Annotated in this window: 14 protein-coding genes; 10 read left to right on the forward strand and 4 right to left on the reverse strand. The window is 72.1% G+C overall.

The annotated features are described in order from the left end of the window. The first annotated feature begins 32 nt into the window (after window positions 1–32). Window positions 33–890 (forward strand): DUF3109 family protein, encoded by an 858-nt coding sequence (locus AC27LF_RS32440; protein ID WP_479659949.1) that lies wholly within the window; start codon window positions 33–35, stop codon window positions 888–890. A 228-nt stretch (window positions 891–1,118) separates the two neighbouring features. On the opposite strand, the gene AC27LF_RS32445 is transcribed toward AC27LF_RS32440, so the two are convergent. Then, window positions 1,119–2,909 carry a BACON domain-containing protein gene (locus tag AC27LF_RS32445; RefSeq protein WP_479659950.1) on the reverse strand — a complete coding sequence of 597 codons (1,791 nt, stop codon included), beginning with the start codon at window positions 2,907–2,909 and terminating at the stop codon, window positions 1,119–1,121. A gap of 198 nt (window positions 2,910–3,107) precedes the next feature. On the opposite strand from AC27LF_RS32445, the gene radA reads away from it, so the two are divergent. After that, the gene (gene radA, locus AC27LF_RS32450) at window positions 3,108–4,517 is read left to right on the forward strand and encodes a DNA repair protein RadA (protein WP_479659951.1); all 1,410 of its coding nucleotides are present in this window, start codon (window positions 3,108–3,110) and stop codon (window positions 4,515–4,517) included. Between the two features lie 80 nt (window positions 4,518–4,597). Further along, window positions 4,598–5,722 (forward strand): DNA integrity scanning diadenylate cyclase DisA, encoded by a 1,125-nt coding sequence (gene disA, locus AC27LF_RS32455; RefSeq protein WP_479659952.1) that lies wholly within the window; start codon window positions 4,598–4,600, stop codon window positions 5,720–5,722. Window positions 5,723–6,165: 443 nt separating this feature from the next. Here the strand turns inward: disA and AC27LF_RS32460 are convergent, their stop codons facing one another. Then, window positions 6,166–6,996 carry a hypothetical protein gene (locus AC27LF_RS32460; RefSeq protein ID WP_479659953.1) on the reverse strand — a complete coding sequence of 277 codons (831 nt, stop codon included), beginning with the start codon at window positions 6,994–6,996 and terminating at the stop codon, window positions 6,166–6,168. 181 nt (window positions 6,997–7,177) lie between these two features. On the opposite strand from AC27LF_RS32460, the gene AC27LF_RS32465 reads away from it, so the two are divergent. The 5 genes from AC27LF_RS32465 (at window position 7,178) to cseC (ending at window position 11,658) form a co-directional block, all read left to right on the forward strand. After that, window positions 7,178–8,053 carry an HhH-GPD family protein gene (locus AC27LF_RS32465; protein WP_479659954.1) on the forward strand — a complete coding sequence of 292 codons (876 nt, stop codon included), beginning with the start codon at window positions 7,178–7,180 and terminating at the stop codon, window positions 8,051–8,053. Window positions 8,054–8,317: 264 nt separating this feature from the next. Next, on the forward strand, window positions 8,318–8,857 hold the full coding sequence (locus AC27LF_RS32470; protein ID WP_479659955.1) for a SigE family RNA polymerase sigma factor: 540 nt from the start codon (window positions 8,318–8,320) through the stop codon (window positions 8,855–8,857). After that, a complete protein-coding gene (locus AC27LF_RS32475; RefSeq protein ID WP_479659956.1) occupies window positions 8,845–9,513 on the forward strand; it encodes a hypothetical protein in 669 nt (222 codons plus the stop codon). The genes AC27LF_RS32470 and AC27LF_RS32475 overlap by 13 nt, the downstream gene beginning before the upstream one ends. 84 nt (window positions 9,514–9,597) lie before the next feature. Next, window positions 9,598–10,302, forward strand: coding sequence for a two-component system response regulator CseB (cseB, locus tag AC27LF_RS32480; protein WP_388721898.1), 705 nt, complete (start codon window positions 9,598–9,600; stop codon window positions 10,300–10,302). Between the two features lie 12 nt (window positions 10,303–10,314). Then, window positions 10,315–11,658, forward strand: coding sequence for a two-component system sensor histidine kinase CseC (gene cseC, locus AC27LF_RS32485; protein WP_479659957.1), 1,344 nt, complete (start codon window positions 10,315–10,317; stop codon window positions 11,656–11,658). A gap of 82 nt (window positions 11,659–11,740) precedes the next feature. On the opposite strand, the gene AC27LF_RS32490 is transcribed toward cseC, so the two are convergent. Continuing rightward, complete coding sequence (locus AC27LF_RS32490) at window positions 11,741–13,330, reverse strand: MDR family MFS transporter (protein WP_479659958.1); 1,590 nt, start codon at window positions 13,328–13,330, stop codon at window positions 11,741–11,743. A 125-nt stretch (window positions 13,331–13,455) separates the two neighbouring features. Here AC27LF_RS32490 and AC27LF_RS32495 point away from each other — a divergent pair, with 125 nt between their 5' ends. Continuing rightward, the gene (locus AC27LF_RS32495; protein ID WP_479659959.1) at window positions 13,456–14,058 is read left to right on the forward strand and encodes a TetR/AcrR family transcriptional regulator; all 603 of its coding nucleotides are present in this window, start codon (window positions 13,456–13,458) and stop codon (window positions 14,056–14,058) included. On the opposite strand, the gene AC27LF_RS32500 is transcribed toward AC27LF_RS32495, so the two are convergent. Beyond that, window positions 14,055–14,639, reverse strand: coding sequence for a M23 family metallopeptidase (locus AC27LF_RS32500; RefSeq protein ID WP_479659960.1), 585 nt, complete (start codon window positions 14,637–14,639; stop codon window positions 14,055–14,057). The genes AC27LF_RS32495 and AC27LF_RS32500 overlap by 4 nt on opposite strands. A 441-nt stretch (window positions 14,640–15,080) precedes the next feature. On the opposite strand from AC27LF_RS32500, the gene AC27LF_RS32505 reads away from it, so the two are divergent. Next, window positions 15,081–17,936 carry an NACHT domain-containing protein gene (locus AC27LF_RS32505; RefSeq protein ID WP_479659961.1) on the forward strand — a complete coding sequence of 952 codons (2,856 nt, stop codon included), beginning with the start codon at window positions 15,081–15,083 and terminating at the stop codon, window positions 17,934–17,936. The last annotated feature ends 107 nt before the right edge of the window (window positions 17,937–18,043 follow it).

An 18,043-nucleotide genomic window follows, 5' to 3' on the forward strand; every position in this document is an offset into this window, starting at 1 on the left:
CGGAGCGGGCTGGGGCGGCATACCCTGGACGGGTGCCAAAGACGAAAAAGGCGAAGGACCACAAGACCGCCAAATCCTCCTCCGGTTCTTCGCAGGCGAAGTCATCGCAGAAGCCGAAGAACGCGGCGGAGGGCCCCGAGCCCGACGAGAAGGGGCTCGACTTCGCGCGCGCGTGGGTGGAGTTCCCCGACCCGGCGGACGACGAACAGGTCTTCCGGTGCGACCTGACCTGGCTGACCTCCCGCTGGAACTGCATCTTCGGCAGCGGCTGCCAGGGCATCCAGGCGGGCCGCGCGGACGACGGGTGCTGCACGCTGGGCGCGCACTTCTCCGACGAGGACGACGAGAAGCGGGTCGCCGAGCATGTGGCGCGGCTCACGCCGGAGATCTGGCAGCACCATGACGAGGGCATGCGGCACGGCTGGGTCGCGGAGGACGACGAGGGGTCCCGGCAGACCCGCCCGTACCAGGGGTCGTGCATCTTCCAGAACCGGCCGGGCTTCCCCGGCGGCGCGGGCTGCTCGCTGCACATCCTCGCCCTGCGGGAGGGCCGCGAGCCGCTGGAGACCAAGCCGGACGTGTGCTGGCAGCTGCCGATCCGGCGGACCTACGACTGGATCGACCGCCCCGACGACACGCGGGTCCTCCAGGTGTCGATCGGTGAGTACGACCGCCGGGGCTGGGGGCCGGGCGGGCACGACCTGCACTGGTGGTGCACCTCGGCGACCTCGGCGCACGGCGCGGGCGACCCGGTGTACGTCTCCTACCGGGCCGAGCTGACCGAACTGATGGGCAAGGCCGGCTACGACCGCCTGGCCGAACTGTGCGAGGAACGCCTGTCGACGAACCTCCCCCTACTGGCCCCCCACCCAGCCGACCCGACCAGCTGACCCCCAGGGGCGCGAGGAACTGCGCGCCCGACCACAACCGAACCAGTACCCGCCCACGGCGCCAACCAGGCACCCCACTGGACACACCCACCCCAACTGCCAGAAAAGCCACACGCCCAACCACCCCCAGGGGCGCGAGGAACTGCGCGCCAAGCCACAACGAACCAGCACCCGCCCACGGCGCCAACCCGGCACCCCACTAGGCGGATCCGCCAAACCGCCGGCGGCCTACTCGTCTGTGGCGGGCGGCGAGTCGGTCGGGGGCGGAGGCGAGGACGGAGGGTCGGACGGAGTCGGATCCGTGGGGGGCGAGGTCGGCTCGGTCGGCGTGGGCGACGGGCTGGCCGGCGGATCGGCGGGAGCCGACTTCGTGGGCGTCGGATCCGGTGTGGCGCTGGTGGGCGGTCTGCCCGGGTCGGAGGGGCGGGTGGGCGCGGTGCCGTACCCCCGGATGGAGACGACGGCGCCCGCGGGTGCGATCGCCACCTGCGCGCTCCAGAACCCGGACGGCTCGCGCAGCGGGTCGACGTACACCTTGATCGTCAACGATTCGCCGGGCTGGAGCGTTCCCGAGGCGCGGCTGAGGTAGAGCCAGTCGGCGGGCGTGGACGCCGACCAGTGGACCGGCGAGGGGCCGGACGCGGTGAGGGTGACGTAGGTGGTCTGGCCGCTGGTGCGGGCGGACACCCCAAGGTGCCCCGCGCCCTTCTTGCCGGCCCCGGAGACGCTGATGACCTCCACGGCGACGTCGGGCGCCGCACCGTCCTTCAGGAAGCGGGCGCCGGGCCCGACGCCGGCGTTGCCGGTGTTCCCGTAGCCGTCGGCCGCATCTCCGTGATCGCCGCCGTGGTCGTGCGCCTCCTGAGCGGTGGCGGCGGGGCCGTCCTGGTCCTCGCCGGCGGGCGAGCCCCGGTAGGCGGCCCACAGGGCGAGTACGGGGGCGGCGACGACCGTGGCCACCACGGTCGTGGTGACGGCACGCGCGCGTAGCCGGTCGCGGCGGGCCGCCCGGTCCTTGGGGTCCATCGGGAAGCCGCGCCGGTCGAAGCGCGGCACCGCGGCGCCCCGCACACGCGGCCGGTGCGCCAGTGCCTGCCCCAGGGCCGCCCGCGGGGCCTCAAGGACGGGCAGTTGGGCGGGCGTGACGGCGGCGCCGGGCCAGCGGCCGGGCGCCGCGCGCTCGGCGGTGCGGCGGCAGCGGGGACAGTCGTCCACGTGCCGGACCAGCTCGCGCCGGACCGTGCTGCTGAGCACGAGCTGGTGGTCGCCGGTGAGCCGGGCCACTCCGGGGCAGCCGCCGGTCTCCACGACGGCGAGCGCGGCACGCGTGCGTTCCACCTCGCAGGCGGCGGACGCGAGCAGATCGCGGGCGGCGGCCAGGTCAAGGCCGAGGACGGCGGCGACCTCGTGGGCGGCGAGCTGGTGGCGTACGGCGAGTTCGAGCGCTTCGCGCTGCTCCGGGGTGGTCCCGGCGGCCTCCGGCCAGGCGAGCCGGGCCAGTTCCCGCCTCCGCTGCTCCTGGAGCTCATCGGTGAGCGCCGGTTCGGCCGCCTGCGCGTCGGGCCGCCGCCCGGCCTCGGGGCCGTCCTCGGTGCCGGGCCGCTCGTCGGCGCCGGACGGCCGCTCGGTGCCGGGCCGCTCGTCGGCGCCGGGCCGCCGCTCGGTGCCGGGCCGGCCCGCCGCATGGCTGGCCTGACGTTTCTGCTTGGCCTCGGCGAGCTTGCGCAGGCAGGCCCAGCGGGCCAGCGCGTACAGCCAGGCCCTGCGGTCCTCGGCCGACTCCGGCCCGCGGTGACCGCGCCGCTCGGCCAGCGCGAGCACGTCGCCGAGCGCGGCGGTCGCCGCGTCGTGGTCGCACAGCACCGACAGACAGTAGGTGAACAGGCCGTCCAGGTAAGGCTCGTAGCGCGGCGGCGTGCGCTGCGCCAGCGTGCGCGCCGCGGCACGGTCGCGCGCCTCCCGGTGCGCCCGATGTGCGCCGGTCGTGCGGGGGAAGGTTTCCGGACTGCTGCTCATCACTCGTGCGACCGTAGGCGGCCCTGGATGGGCCCTTCCGCCACCTTGAGCACTTTTAATCCGTACGGGTGAAACGATCCCTCATAAGGGGACAGGAACGTTTCATTCCGTGACTTTCCCCGACGGCGCGGGGTAAGTGGCGGCGGCCCCGGACGGCGGCCCGTGCCCGCGCTGTCGGTGCCTGCCGTTACGGTTTCGTCCATGGCTGCCCGTACCAAGACCACCAAGGACCGCCCGTCCTACCGCTGCACGGAGTGCGGCTGGCAGACGGCCAAGTGGCTCGGCCGCTGCCCCGAGTGCCAGGCGTGGGGGACGATCGAGGAGTACGGCGCGCCCGCGGTGCGGACGACGACGCCCGGGCGCGTCACCACCTCCGCGCTGCCCATCGGCCAGGTCGACGGCCGGCAGGCCACCGCCCGCTCGACCGGCGTGCCCGAGCTGGACCGGGTGCTCGGCGGCGGCCTGGTGCCCGGCGCCGTGGTGCTGCTCGCGGGCGAGCCCGGTGTGGGCAAGTCCACGCTGCTGCTCGACGTGGCGGCCAAGGCGGCGAGCGAGGAGCACCGCACCCTCTATGTCACGGGCGAGGAGTCGGCGAGCCAGGTGCGGCTGCGCGCCGACCGCATCAAGGCCATCGACGACCATCTGTACCTGGCCGCCGAGACCGATCTGGCCGCCGTCCTCGGGCACTTGGACGCGGTCAAGCCGTCGCTGCTGATCCTCGACTCCGTACAGACGGTCGCCTCCCCCGAGATCGACGGGGCGCCCGGCGGCATGGCCCAGGTGCGGGAGGTGGCCGGGGCCCTGATCCGCGCGTCCAAGGACCGTGGGATGTCGACACTGCTGGTGGGACATGTCACCAAGGACGGCGCGATCGCCGGTCCGCGGCTGCTGGAACACCTTGTGGACGTGGTGCTCCACTTCGAGGGCGACCGGCACGCGCGCCTGCGCCTGGTGCGCGGCGTCAAGAACCGGTACGGCACGACGGACGAGGTGGGCTGCTTCGAACTGCACGACGAGGGCATCACGGGCCTCGCCGATCCGAGCGGGCTGTTCCTGACCCGGCGCGCCGAACCGGTGCCCGGCACCTGTCTGACCGTGACCCTGGAGGGCCGCCGCCCGCTGGTCGCCGAGGTGCAGGCGCTGACGGTCGACTCGCAGATCCCCTCCCCGCGCCGTACGACGTCCGGCCTGGAGACCTCCCGGGTGTCGATGATGCTGGCGGTGCTGGAGCAGCGCGGCCGGATCAGCGCGCTCGGCAAGCGGGACATCTACTCCGCGACGGTCGGCGGGGTGAAGCTCTCCGAGCCCGCCGCCGACCTCGCCGTCGCCCTGGCCCTGGCCTCGGCCGCGAGCGACACCCCGCTGCCGAAGAACCTCGTCGCGATCGGCGAGGTGGGGCTTGCGGGCGAGGTGAGACGGGTCACGGGCGTGCAGCGCAGGCTCGCCGAGGCGCACCGCCTGGGCTTCACGCACGCGCTCGTGCCGGGCGATCCGGGCAAGATCCCCGCCGGCATGAAGGTCCTGGAAGTGGCCGACATAGGGGACGCGCTCAGAGTGCTTCCGCGCTCCCGTCGCCGAGAGGCCCCGCGGGACGCGGAGGACCGCCGGTAGACTTTGCCCTGGTCTCGCCCGTCCGTACGAACGTCGTGCGGGAACGGGGGCGCCCCAGAACCTGCGACCGGAGGAGTGCAGTGGCAGCCAACGACCGGGCAGCAGCTCCCGGAAAGTCCGGTGGGAGTGCCGGTTCCGATGGCCTGATGCGCGCCTCGCTGAGCGCCGTGGCACCCGGTACGGGCCTGCGCGACGGTCTGGAGCGGGTTCTGCGGGGCAACACCGGCGGACTGATCGTGCTGGGCTCCGACAAGACCGTCGAGGCGATGTGCACGGGCGGTTTCGTGCTGGACGTGGAGTTCACGGCGACCCGGCTGCGGGAGCTGTGCAAGCTCGACGGCGGCATCGTGCTCTCCGCCGATCTGTCCAAGATCCTGCGCGCGGGTGTCCAGCTGGTCCCGGACCCGACGATCCCGACGGAGGAGACCGGCACCCGGCACCGCACGGCGGACCGGGTCTCGAAGCAGGTGGGTTTCCCGGTGGTCTCCGTGTCCCAGTCGATGCGTCTGATCGCCCTGTACGTCGACGGACAGCGCCGGGTCCTGGAGGACTCGGCGGCGATCCTCTCCCGCGCCAACCAGGCGCTCGCCACCCTGGAGCGCTACAAGCTGCGCCTGGACGAGGTCGCGGGCACGCTGTCGGCGCTGGAGATCGAGGACCTGGTGACGGTCCGCGATGTGTCGGCGGTCGCGCAGCGCCTGGAGATGGTGCGCCGCATCGCCACCGAAATCGCCGAATACGTGGTCGAACTGGGCACCGACGGGCGTCTGCTCGCCCTCCAGCTGGACGAGTTGATCGCGGGCGTCGAGCCGGAGCGGGAGCTGGTGGTCCGGGACTATGTGCCGGAGCCGACGGCGAAGCGTTCCCGCACGGTGGACGAGGCGCTGTCGGAGCTGGACGCGCTCAGCCATGCCGAGCTGCTGGAACTTCCCACGGTGGCCAGGGCGCTGGGCTACACCGGCTCGCCCGAGGCGCTCGACTCCGCGGTGTCGCCGCGCGGTTTCCGCCTGCTGGCCAAGGTGCCGCGGCTGCCGGGTGCGATCATCGACCGGCTCGTGGAGCACTTCGGCGGGCTGCAGAAGCTCCTCGCCGCGAGCGTCGACGACCTCCAGACGGTGGACGGCGTCGGCGAGGCCCGAGCCCGCAGCGTCCGCGAGGGCCTGTCCCGCCTGGCGGAATCCTCGATCCTGGAACGCTACGTCTGACCACCCCGCCCCGACTCCCACCCACAACTCCGCCACCCGCACCGGACTCGGGCACGAGCGCGTCAACACACCGGCTTCGGGTACCGGAACGTCGGCGCCGCATCGACCGCGGAGGGAACGCCGCCCGCGGCACGCCCGACCGGTGCGGCGGCACGCCCGACCGGTGCGGCGGCACGTCCACCGGGTGCGGTTCGAGCGGCCGGCGCTCCGGTGACGGCGCCTCGGCTCGTCTGCCGCGGCACCCATCGTGCGGCTGGAACGAGCCGGTCGGGCCCGGCACACCGTCGGCGCGGCGGGCGCGGATGTGTATCGAAACCCCGCCCGGCCCCACCCCGACGCGTGTCGGTCGCCCGAGGGCTTCTCGATGTGGTCGGCCGGTGTCTCCCCTTCCCCCGGCTCCCCCGGTTCCTCCGGGGCGTTCCGAGGGGATCGGCCGGGGTGGGTCAGTCCGCGGTCAGGACGAAGGAGGTCTGGGCCTTTTCGAAGCCGGAGGCCCTGGCTTCGACCAGGTAGGTGCCGGGGGCGGCCGAGCCGGACGGGGGCGTGGCGCACTCGGGAGCGCTCGGCCTGCGGTCCCACTTCACGCTGGAGGTGATGCTGCTGCCCGCCGGCACCCGGTACACCAGGCTCCCGGCACCCTTCGGGCAGTCGGCGGACGACCAGTAGTCGTCGCTGTCGTCCGCGGGCGTGATGGTCAACACGGCCTTCTTCGGACCGAGATCGACCTTGCAGTCGGCGGACGAAGAGTTCTTCGCGGTGAGTTCGAAGGTCGGCGTCTGTCCGGGCGCGTAGGTGTTGTGCAGGCTGCGCAGGCTCAACTTCACCGCGCCGGGCGTGCAGTCGGGCAACCCGGAGGACGCGGGCAGCGTGGGCCCGGCGCCCGTACCCGTACCCGTACCGCCGCCGCCCGACCCGGCGCCCGCCCCCGTACCGGATCCCGAGGAGTCGCCGTCGTCCGACCCGGCGGAGCCGTCCGTGGCGCCGCCGTCGCCCGCACCGGCGCCGTCGTCGCCCGATCCCCCGCCGCCCGACTCGTCGCGCCCGCCCGGGTGTTGGCTTATCGCGGACCCGGAAGGCGACGGCCCCGCCGTGATGGTGGGCGCGGGGCTCTTGCCGTTGGACCCGTCGGCGCTCTTCTTCTCGCCCCCGCCGCCCGAGGTCACGATCCAGGTGATCAGCAGCGCCAGCAGGACGACCACGGACAGCAGAACGACCCTCCGGCGCCAGTAGATGGAGGAGGGAAGCGGCCCGATCGGATTGCGCAGAGATCCCACGGCGCAAACTGTACGAGAGATCGGCGCGCTTGCTTGCGCCACCCGCCGCCCACGACCCAACTTTTCCAGATCATCATCCCGGTAACTGCCGTAGGGAGGAGCGCCCTTCGGCCGCCACGCGCCCCGGCCCGGCGGTGCCGCGGAGCACGCCAGCCCCACCCGTGGCAGGATCGGGAGGGCCATGACTGAGAAGCTCCACGCCCCCGTGATCGCCTGGTTCGACGCCCATGCCCGCGACCTCCCCTGGCGCCGCCCGGAGGCGGGCCCGTGGGGCGTGATGGTCAGCGAGTTCATGCTCCAGCAGACGCCGGTCAACCGCGTACTGCCGGTCTATGAGCAGTGGCTGGCCCGCTGGCCGCGCCCCGCCGATCTGGCCGCGGAGGCCCCCGGTGAGGCCGTCCGCGCCTGGGGCCGGCTCGGCTATCCGCGCCGCGCCCTGCGGCTGCACGGCGCCGCGGTCGCCATAACGGAACGGCACGGCGGCGACGTGCCGACGGACCACGCCCAACTGCTCGCGCTGCCCGGCATCGGCGAGTACACGGCGGCGGCCGTGGCCTCGTTCGCGTACGGGCAGCGGCACGCCGTGCTCGACACCAATGTGCGCCGGGTGTTCGCGCGGGCGGTCACGGGCGTGCAGTACCCGCCGAACGCCACCACGGCGGCCGAGCGCAGGCTGGCCCGCGAGCTGCTGCCCGAGGAGGAGCGGACCGCCGCGCGCTGGGCCGCCGCCTCCATGGAGCTGGGCGCGCTGGTGTGCACGGCGAAGAACGAGCTGTGCGAGCGCTGTCCGATCGCCGACCAGTGCGCCTGGCATCTGGCGGGCAAGCCGGAGCACGAGGGCCCGCCGCGCCGCGGTCAGACGTACGCCGGGACCGACCGCCAGGTGCGCGGCAAGCTCCTCGCCGTGCTGCGCGAGGCGCACGCGCCCGTGCCGCAGGCGGCCCTCGACCGGGTGTGGCACGAGCCGGTGCAGCGGGCCCGTGCGCTGGACGGGCTGGTCTCGGACGGTCTGGTGGAGCCGCTGGCGGGCGGCCGTTATCGGCTTCCGCACAGCTGACGTACAGACAGGTCACAGCGCGGGCGGCCCGGTTACGACCCATCAGGACAGACAAAAACCACCAAATCGGGACAGAAGGCAGCCCTTCTTTACCCCGTTCCTACTTCCGTTACACAACCGACGGACAGCCGAGCGCCATCCGCAGGCTCCTCCGCACAACCCCGTGACAACTGCTCCGTACCTTCATTTCCGTGCCCGGCCGACCACCGGGCCGGGCAACGACAGGCACGGGCCGTAGCAGCACGGGGAACGGAGGCGGTTGGAATGGCGCAGGGCGAGGTGCTCGAATTCGAGGAGTACGTCCGCACCCGGCAGGACGCGCTGCTGCGCAGCGCCCGTCGGCTGGTTCCGGACCCGGTCGACGCCCAGGACCTGCTCCAGACCGCGCTCGCGCGGACGTACGGCCGCTGGGACGGCATCTCGGACAAGCGCCTCGCCGACGCCTATCTGCGCCGGGTGATGATCAACACACGGACCGAGTGGTGGCGGGCGCGGAAGCTGGAGGAGGTCCCCACCGAGCAGCTGCCCGAGTCGTGCGTGGACGACGCCACCGAGCAGCACGCCGACCGTGCGCTCCTCATGGACATCATGAAGGTGCTCGCTCCGAAGCAGCGCAGTGTCGTGGTGCTGCGACACTGGGAGCAGATGTCCACGGACGAGACGGCCGCCGCCCTCGGCATGTCGGCCGGAACGGTCAAGAGCACGCTGCACCGGGCGCTCGCCCGGCTCCGCGAGGAGCTGGAGGCGCGCGATCTGGACGCACGCGCGCTGGAGCGTGAGGAGCAGGAGCGTTGCGCGGCCTGACGGGCGCCGGGCCCAGTGCCCGAGGGAGTGTGCAGGCGGTGAGCACGGTGGTGGCCGTGTTCACCGCCCTCGCCCTTTTCGTCGCCGCGTGCGCCACCGGCGGCACCGGCGCCCGCGACGAGGGTCCGGCGCACGCCGACTCGGTCGCGGGCGCGCAGGCATCCCCCACGCCCAGCCCCTCCGACAGCTACCAGCGGGTGAACGCGGTCACCCTCGTCAAGGACGACCCGCAGGTCTCGCCCGCGGTCAAACGGGACCTCAAGCCGTGCGCCGCCGACGAGTACCCGGTCGACGTGTCCTACGGCAACCTGACCGGATCGACCGTCGAGGACGTCGTGGTCAACGTGCTGACCTGCGGCGACGCCGTGGGGGTCGGCTCGTATGTGTACCGCAGCGAGGACGGCAGGTACCAGAACGTGTTCCGGGCGGAGGAGTCCCCCGTCTACGCCGAGATAGACCGCGGCGATCTGATGGTGACCAAGCAGGTGTACGAGAAGGGCGACCCGGTCTCCAGTCCGTCCGGCGAGAACGTGATCACCTACACCTGGACCGCGGGCCGCTTCGTCGAGGAGTCCTCCCACCACACCGACTACGGCAACGCGGCCGGCGGCGTGGCCTCGCCGGTGCCCGAACCGACACAGCCACCGGACGGCTGACGGCGAGCGCGGTGAACCCCGCACACGACACCGGCGTCACAAGGGTGACGGCATGAGAACCACACGAGGACTGAGAGCAGCGGGATGGCAGAGCAGACCCACGTCCTGTTCGTCGAGGACGACGACGTCATCCGTGAGGCCACCCAACTCGCCCTGGAGCGGGACGGCTTCGCGGTCACCGCGATGCCCGACGGGCTGTCGGGTCTGGACGCGTTCCGGGCCAGGCGCCCCGACATCGCGCTCCTGGACGTCATGGTCCCGGGCCTGGACGGGGTGAGCCTGTGCCGGCGCATCCGCGACGAGTCGACCGTGCCGGTGATCATGCTGTCGGCGCGCGCCGACTCCATCGACGTGGTGCTGGGCCTGGAGGCGGGCGCCGACGACTATGTGACCAAGCCCTTCGACGGTGCCGTACTGGTCGCCCGCATCCGCGCGGTGCTGCGCCGCTTCGGGCACGCCGGCGGGGCCGCGCAGGCCGAGAACCCCGGCACGACGGTGTCCGGCGGCGTGCTGACCTTCGGCGGACTGGAGATCGACACCGAGGGCATGGAGGTGCGCCGGGACGGCCGGCCGGTGGCGCTCACCCCGACCGAGATGCGGCTGCTCCTGGAGTTCTCCTCGGCGCCCGGTACGGTGCTCTCGCGCGACAAGCTGCTGGAACGCGTGTGGGACTACGGCTGGGGCGGTGACACCCGGGTCGTCGACGTCCATGTGCAGCGGCTGCGGACGAAGATCGGCCAGGACAGGATCGAGACGGTCCGCGGCTTCGGCTACAAGCTGAAGGCGTGAGCGGGCGACGACATGAGGCGGTTCATTCGGCGTCCGGTCCACGGAAGGATACTGGCGGCCGGCCTCCGCACCGGGCTCCGCTGGAAGCTGAGCGCGGCGATCGCGCTGGTCGGCGCGCTGGTGGCGATCGCGCTCAGCCTGGTCGTGCACAACGCGGCCCGGGTGTCCATGCTGGACAACGCGCGCGACCTGGCCGACGAGCGGGTGCAGATCGCCCAGCGCAACTACGAGCTGTCCGGGCGGCCCAACTTCCCGAGCATCAAGATCGACGATCCGGAGCTGCCGCCCGAGCTGCGGCAGAAGGTCGGACAGGGGCGCCGGGCGACGTATGTCACCGATCACGGCGGCCCGGTGCCGGACATCTGGGCGGCGGTCCCGGTCAAGGACGGGCACGTGCTGTCGCTGCACACCCACTTCACCGACCGCAGCACGGACGTGATGAAGGACCTCGACCAGGCCCTGGTCATCGGCTCGATCGCGGTCGTCGTCGGCGGCAGCGCGCTCGGCGTGCTCATCGGCGGGCAGCTGTCGCGGCGGCTGCGCAAGGCGGCGACCGCCGCGAACCAGGTCGCCAAGGGTGAGCCTGACGTCCGGGTGCGGGACGCGATCGGCGGTGTCGTACGGGACGAGACCGACGATCTCGCGCGTGCGGTGGACGCCATGGCGGACGCGCTCCAGCAGCGGCTTGAGGCCGAGCGGCGGGTCACCGCCGACATCGCGCACGAGCTGCGCACCCCGGTGACCGGGCTGCTGACCGCCGCCGAGCTGCTGCCGCCGGGCCGGCCCACCGAGCTGGTCCTGGACCGGGCCAAGGCGATGCGCACGCTCGTCGAGGACGTACTGGAGGTGGCGCGGCTCGACGGCGCATCCGAGCGGGCCGAGTTGCAGGACATCCTGCTGGGTGAGTTCGTGGCCCGGCGGGTGGCCGCCAAGGACCCGGAGATCACGGTGCGGGTGGTGCACGAGTCGGAGGTCACCACCGACCCGCGGCGCCTTGAGCGGGTGCTGTTCAATCTGCTCGCCAACGCCGCCCGGCACGGCAAGCCGCCCGTCGAGGTCACCGTCGAGGGCCGCGTCATCCGGGTCCGCGACCATGGGCCCGGCTTTCCGGGGGAACTGCTCGCCCATGGCCCGAGCCGCTTCCGCACGGGCAGCGAGGACCGCTCAGGCGAGGGCCACGGCCTTGGCCTGACCATCGCCGCCGGGCAGGCCCGGGTGCTGGGCGCCCGGCTGACCTTCCGCAACGTGCGGCCCGCGGGCACACCGGAGGACGTTCCCGCGGAGGGGGCGGTGGCCGTCCTCTGGCTCCCAGAACACGCTCCGACGAACACGGGCAGCTACCCCGTACTCCAGTAGTACCCCCGCCCCGCAGGACGGGCTCAAGCCGAAGGCCCTCCGGGGCGGACACCCGCCGGAGGGCCTTCGGCTCGGACGTGGCTCAGACGGCCTCGGCCACCTGCGCCTGCGCCTGGGCGGCGTCCGCCGGGTCCTTCTGAGGTCCGCCCTTGAGCGGGACCTCCTTCACGAACAGCGCCGCGACCAGCACGATCACGGCGACCGCCGTGCCCAGCAGGAAGGCGCTGTGGGTGCCCGCGGACACCGCGTGCTGGTACGCCTCCCGTGCCGCCGCCGGCAGCTTCGCCAGGCTCGCCGCGTCCAGCTGCGCGGACTGCTCGGTCAGCTGCCGGCCCGCCGAGCCGGCCCGCTCCGCCATGACGTCCTGGACCCGGTGGTTGAACAGCGCCCCCATGATGGCGACGCCGAAGGAGGAGCCGAGCGTACGGAACAGGGTGGTCGACGAGGACGCGACGCCCATGTCCTTCATCTGCACGCTGTTCTGCGCGACCAGCATGGTGATCTGCATCAGACAGCCCATGCCAAGCCCCAGGACGGCCATGTACACGCCGGAGGTGAACCGTGAGGTGCCCGTGTCCATCAGGGACAGCAGATACAGACCGGCGACCATCAGCACGCCACCGGCGATCGGGAAGATCTTGTAGCGGCCGCTGTTGGTGGTGACCCGCCCCGCGACCATCGACGTGACCAGCATCGCGCCGAGCATCGGCAGGAGCAGCAGTCCGGAGTTGGTCGCGGACGCGCCCTGCACCGACTGCTGGTACAGCGGCAGGAACAGCGTGGCGCCGAACATCACGAAGCCGGTGATGAAGCCGATGACCGACATCAGGGTGAAGTTGCGGCTGCGGAAGATGTGCAGCGGCAGCACCGGCTCGGCGGCCTTGGTCTGCCAGAACACGAAGGCGACCAGCGAGACGATGCCGATGGCGCTCAGTTCCATGATCCGCGCGGAGGTCCAGGCGTACTCGGTGCCGCCCCAGGTCGTCACCAGGACGATCGCGGTGATGCCGACGGTCAGCAGCGTGGCACCCAGGTAGTCGATGCGCGTCTTGGTCCGCTTCTTCGGCAGGTGCAGCACCGCGCTGATCGCGGCCAGCGCGATCGCGCCGAGCGGCAGGTTGATGTAGAAGGCCCAGCGCCAGCCCCAGTTGTCGGTGATGGTGCCGCCGACCAGCGGGCCGCCGATCATCGCGAGCGCCATGACACCGGCCATCATGCCCTGGTACTTGCCGCGCTCACGCGGCGGAATGAGATCGCCGATGATCGCCATGACGCCGACCATCAGACCGCCGGCGCCGAGACCCTGCACGGCCCGGAAACCGATCAGCTCGCCCATGTTCTGCGCCATGCCGCTCAGCGCGGACCCGATCAGGAAGATCACGATCGAGGTCATGAAGGCGCCCTTGCGGCCGTACATGTCCCCGAGCTTGCCCCAGATCGGGGTGGCCGCCGCGGTGGCGAGCGTGTACCCGGTCACCACCCAGGACAGGTGTTCAAGGCCGCCCAGTTCGCCGACGATCGTCGGCATCGCCGTGCCCACGATCATGTTGTCGAGCATCGCGAGCATCATCGCGATCATCAGCGCGAGCAGGACCACGCGCACGCTCTTCGGCTGTTTGTCCTGCTCTTCGGATATCTCCTGGCCCGCCCGGGCCTGCGGTGTGTCCGCCATCGTCCGGCACTCCCCCTGCGGCGGCCACTTACTTGCCGCCCGGCTAGTTGACTACACTGGGGAAGGTAGACCCGTCACTAGCCGGTCGTCAAGTAAGTTTCCGCAGCAGCGCGAGGAGTACGAAAATGGGCGTCACCATGGACGGGACCAAGCAGCAGCGCCGCGGAAACACCCGCCAGCGCATCCAGGACGTGGCGCTCGAACTCTTCGCGGAGCAGGGGTACGAGAAGACCTCCCTGCGGGAGATCGCCGAACGGCTCGACGTCACCAAGGCGGCGCTCTACTACCACTTCAAGACGAAGGAAGAGATCATCGTCAGCCTCTTCCAGGATCTGACGAAGCCGATGGAGGACCTGATCGCCTGGGGCGAGGGGCAGCCGCACACCCTGGAGACCAAGCGGGAGATCATCCGGCGCTACAGCCAGGCGCTCGTCGACGCGGCGCCGCTGTTCCGCTTCATGCAGGAGAACCAGGCGACCGTGCGGGAGTTGCGCATCGGCGACTCCTTCAAGGACCGCATGCGGGGCCTGCGGGACATCATCATCGACCCGGAAGCGGACCTGGTCGACCAGGTCCGCTGTGTGAGCGCCATCTTCACTCTGCACGCCGGGATGTTCGTCCTCCAGGACCTGGAAGGCGACCCCGAGAAGAAGCGCGCGGCCGTTCTTGAGGTCGCCGTCGACCTGGTGACACAGGCGCACAAGGGCGCCGGGAACACCGGGACTTAGACCCGTACGCCCTTGCCACGCAGGAAGGAGACCGGGTCTATCGCGGAGCCGTAGTTCGGGGTCGTACGGATCTCGAAGTGCAGGTGCGGGCCGGTGGAGTTGCCGGTGTTGCCGGAGCGCGCGATGTGCTGGCCGGCGCCGACGGCCTGGCCGACCGTCACATCGATCCTCGACAGATGGGCGTACTGGGAGTACGTCCCGTTGCCGTGCTTGATGACGATGGCGTTGCCGTACGCGGGGCCGTCACCGGCGCCGTTGCCGCCGGCCTTCACGACGGTGCCGGCGGACGCGGCGACGACCTCCGTGCCGATCGGCACGGCGAAGTCCTGGCCGCTGTGCTTGGCCTTCCACATGCCGCCGGCCTGGTTGAAGCTCGCGGAGAGCGTGTACCGCTTCACCGGGTCGACCCATGCGGCCGCGCTCTGGGCGGCGGTCGTTCCCGTGACCGCGGTGGACGGAGTGGCGGCCGCCGCGACTCCGCCTCCCAGCACGGCCGAGACGCCGAGACCGGCGGCAAGGACCGCGGCACGGTTGCGGAGCAGGGACGTACGGGACCGGCGGGGCGTGACGCGCTGGAACATCGAAACCTCGTGTACTCGGGGACGGGAGACCCGGCCGGAGCGCGGACGGCTCCCGGTCGGGCCATCCCTTGGTAACCCCCGACCTCGCCCGCCTCCAAAACCCCCATCTACGAGGCGATCTAGTACGTCACCGGCACATCACTGCCTTTCTTGACAAAAGCCCCACTAGTCGGACAAGCCTCCTGGCAGCGGCGAATCACCCTCCGGACGTACGGGGCGAATGTCCTGATTTGCCCCATCGCGCACTCTCACTAAGTGGGGTAGTAACGGACATTTGCCCTGTGCGGCATGTCACCGAGCCCCTAGATCCAACTCCCCTTGAATGTGACCGGCGCTACGCCCGCCCCGCGGACCGCGCGCCCCGGTTAGGCTCCCTCCGTATTTCTCGTTCGCGGTATTTCTCGTTCGCGGCGGTACGACCACGGGGGTGGACGGGAGGCGGTGGACTCCCCCGGCGAACCGCCCTTCCCGGCCCACGAACAGCCGGCCGTGGCCGACGCCCTCGGCCGCAGGCTGCTCGCCCTCGGCGACCTGGACATGGACGACGCCCAGGCCGTCCGGCTCGGCCACCGCGAGCTGGCCAAGAGGCTGCACCACGGCTCGGCGGCTCCCGACGGCCTGTCCGCTGATGCCGCCTTCTTCCTCGACTCCGCGACCGAATGGGCCTGCCTGCAGATCCTGGAGTTCTTCACCCGGCGCTCCACCTTTGTCACCCGCACCCTCGTCGAACAGACCCGCGGGCAGGCCGAACTCATCGCCAAAGTGGACGAGTTGCTGGCCCGCGCCCAACGGCCCGACGCCCGCGACACCGCCTTCGAACGCCGCTACCTGCCCTACGTCGCGCGACAGCACGACCACATCACCCTCTACGGCGTCGACCTGCGCGACTTGCCCGACCGCTGGCCCCTGGAAGTGGCCTACCTGAGCCTGGAGACCACGGGCGACGACGACGCGGGCGAGGCCACCCCGGACGAGCAGCCCTTGGCGGCCACCGTCCGGCCGGCCGCCGAGGACGCGCTGCGCGGCCACGACCGGGTGCTGCTGCGGGGCGACGCGGGCTCAGGCAAGACGACCCTGGTGCAGTGGCTCGCGGTGACGGCCGCCCTGCACGGGGACGGGCGCATCCCCTACGTCCTGCCGCTGCGCTCCCTGATCCGCGCGGGCACGCTCCCGGCGCCCGCCGCCTTCCTCACCGCCGTGAACTGCCCGCTGTCACCGCCCGACGGCTGGGCCGAACGCGTCCTGACCGCCGGCCGGGCGCTGGTCCTCGTCGACGGCCTGGACGAGATCCCGGCCGCCGAACGCCATCGCACCCGCGACTGGCTGCTCGCCCTGGTCCACGCCTTCCCCGGCAACCAGTGGCTGCTGACCTCCCGCCCCACCGCCGTACGCCCCGACTGGCTGGCCGCCGAGGGCTTCCGGGAGCGGGCCCTGGCTCCGATGCGCCGCGCCGACGTCACCACCTTCGTACGGCGCTGGCACACGGCGGCGCGGGCCGAGGAGTACAAGGCCGGGCTGCTGGACTCCCTGCGCATCAAGCGCGATCTGGCCCGGCTCGCCACCAACCCGCTGATGTGCGGCCTGATCTGCGCCCTGCACCGCGAGCGCCGCGGCTATCTGCCCACCGGCCGCAAGGAGTTGTACGACGCCTCCCTCACCATGCTGCTGTCCCGCCGGGACCGGGAGCGGGGCATGGGCGCCGTGGACGGCATGGAGCTGGGCGAGGAGGCCCAACTGGAGCTGTTGCAGCGCCTGGCCTACGCGCTGGTGCTGTCCGGCCGTACCGAGATGGACCTGGACGCGGCCGAGGGGATCGTGGAGCGCTGTCTGCCGGCGGTGGCGTCGGCCGCGGACCAGGGAGACGCGGCGGCCGTGCTGCGCACGCTGCTGCTGCGCAGCGGTCTGCTGCGGCGACCGGCGGAGGGCGTCGTGGACTTCGCGCACCGCACCTTCCAGGACTATCTGGGCGCCCGGTACGCCGTGGCGGAGGGCCACCTGGACGTGCTGATGAGCCACGCGGACGACACCCAATGGGAGGACGTCATCCGCATGGCGGTGGCCCACGCCCGCCCACGCGAACGGGCGTCGCTGCTGCGCCAGTTGACGGCACGTGAGACGCCCCGGCTGAGCTTGCTCGCGCTGGCCTGCCTGGAGCAGGCGACGGCCGTGGATCCGGCGGTGCGGGCGGAGGTGGAGGAGCGTGCGGCCGCACTGATCCCCCCGCGGACCACGCAGGACGCGCGGACGCTGGCCGAGGCGGGCCCGCTGGTGCTGGAGCTGCTGCCCGGCCCCGAGGGGCTGACGGACGAGGAGGCGCGGAGCGTGACCGTCACGGCCTCACTCCTCGGGGACGAGGAGCCTGAGGGGGCGCTGGCGGTGCTGCGCCGGTTCCGGAACCACCCGGACCTGGGCGTCCGGCGCCAACTGGTAGGCACCTGGGGCCGGTTCGATGCCGTCGAGTACGCGGCCGAGGTACTGGACCGGCTGGACCGTGCGGAGCTGCACCTGTCCTGCGGGTCGGCCGAACAGCTCGCCGCACTGGCCGGGATGCGGCCCTGGCACCAGCTCTTCTTGCAGGGCGGGCACCGGATGGCGGACGTCCTGGCCGCCGTGCCGAGGGCCGACGCGGTGACAGCGCTCCAGTTGTCGGACAACCCTCATCTCACCGATCCCGGGTCCCTGCTGCCGTTCAGCTCCCTCCACAGGCTGTGGATCCACGACTGCCCGGCGGCGGGCGGCCTGGACCGCCTCTCCGCGCTGCCGCTCAGCCTCTTCGGCTGCTCAGGAATCGGCGACCTGACGGGGCTGAGGGCCCTGCGGTCGCTGACCAGGATCAGCCTGAGCCAGCGCCTGCCGGGCACCGGCCTCACCGACACCCTGCCGCTCGACGCGCCGCTGGAATTCCTCTTCCTCGGCGCACACAGCACCGACGGCACGGGGCTGCGCGGGGTGCAGCACTGGACCGGTCTGAAGACGCTCAGCCTCGGCCCGCTGACCACGGAAGTGACGGCCGCGGACTGGCGGGCGGTCACCGAACTGCCGGAGCTGACCCAGCTCTGTCTGAACGCGCGGATCATCCAGGAGTTCCCGCAGTCCATCGCGCGGATGCCACAGCTGCCGGGCATCGAGGTGCTGCGGGTCGCCTCGATGACGGGCGAGGAGGATCTGGCTCCTCTGGTGCCCCGGCTGCCCGGACTGCGTTCGGTGATCCTCACCAACCGGGCGGGGCACTCCGTTCCCGTCTCCCGCTTCGCGGGCCTCTTCCCCGGCGCGGAAACGAGCCTGGAACCACGCTGAGAACGGCCGAGGGGGCCGGGCCGCGCCGAGCACAGCCGAAAGAGCCGAGCCACGCCGAGCACAGCCGAGGGGGCCGAACCGCGCCGAGAACGGCCGAGGGGGCCGGT

The organism is Streptomyces diversicolor, assembly GCF_057537855.1.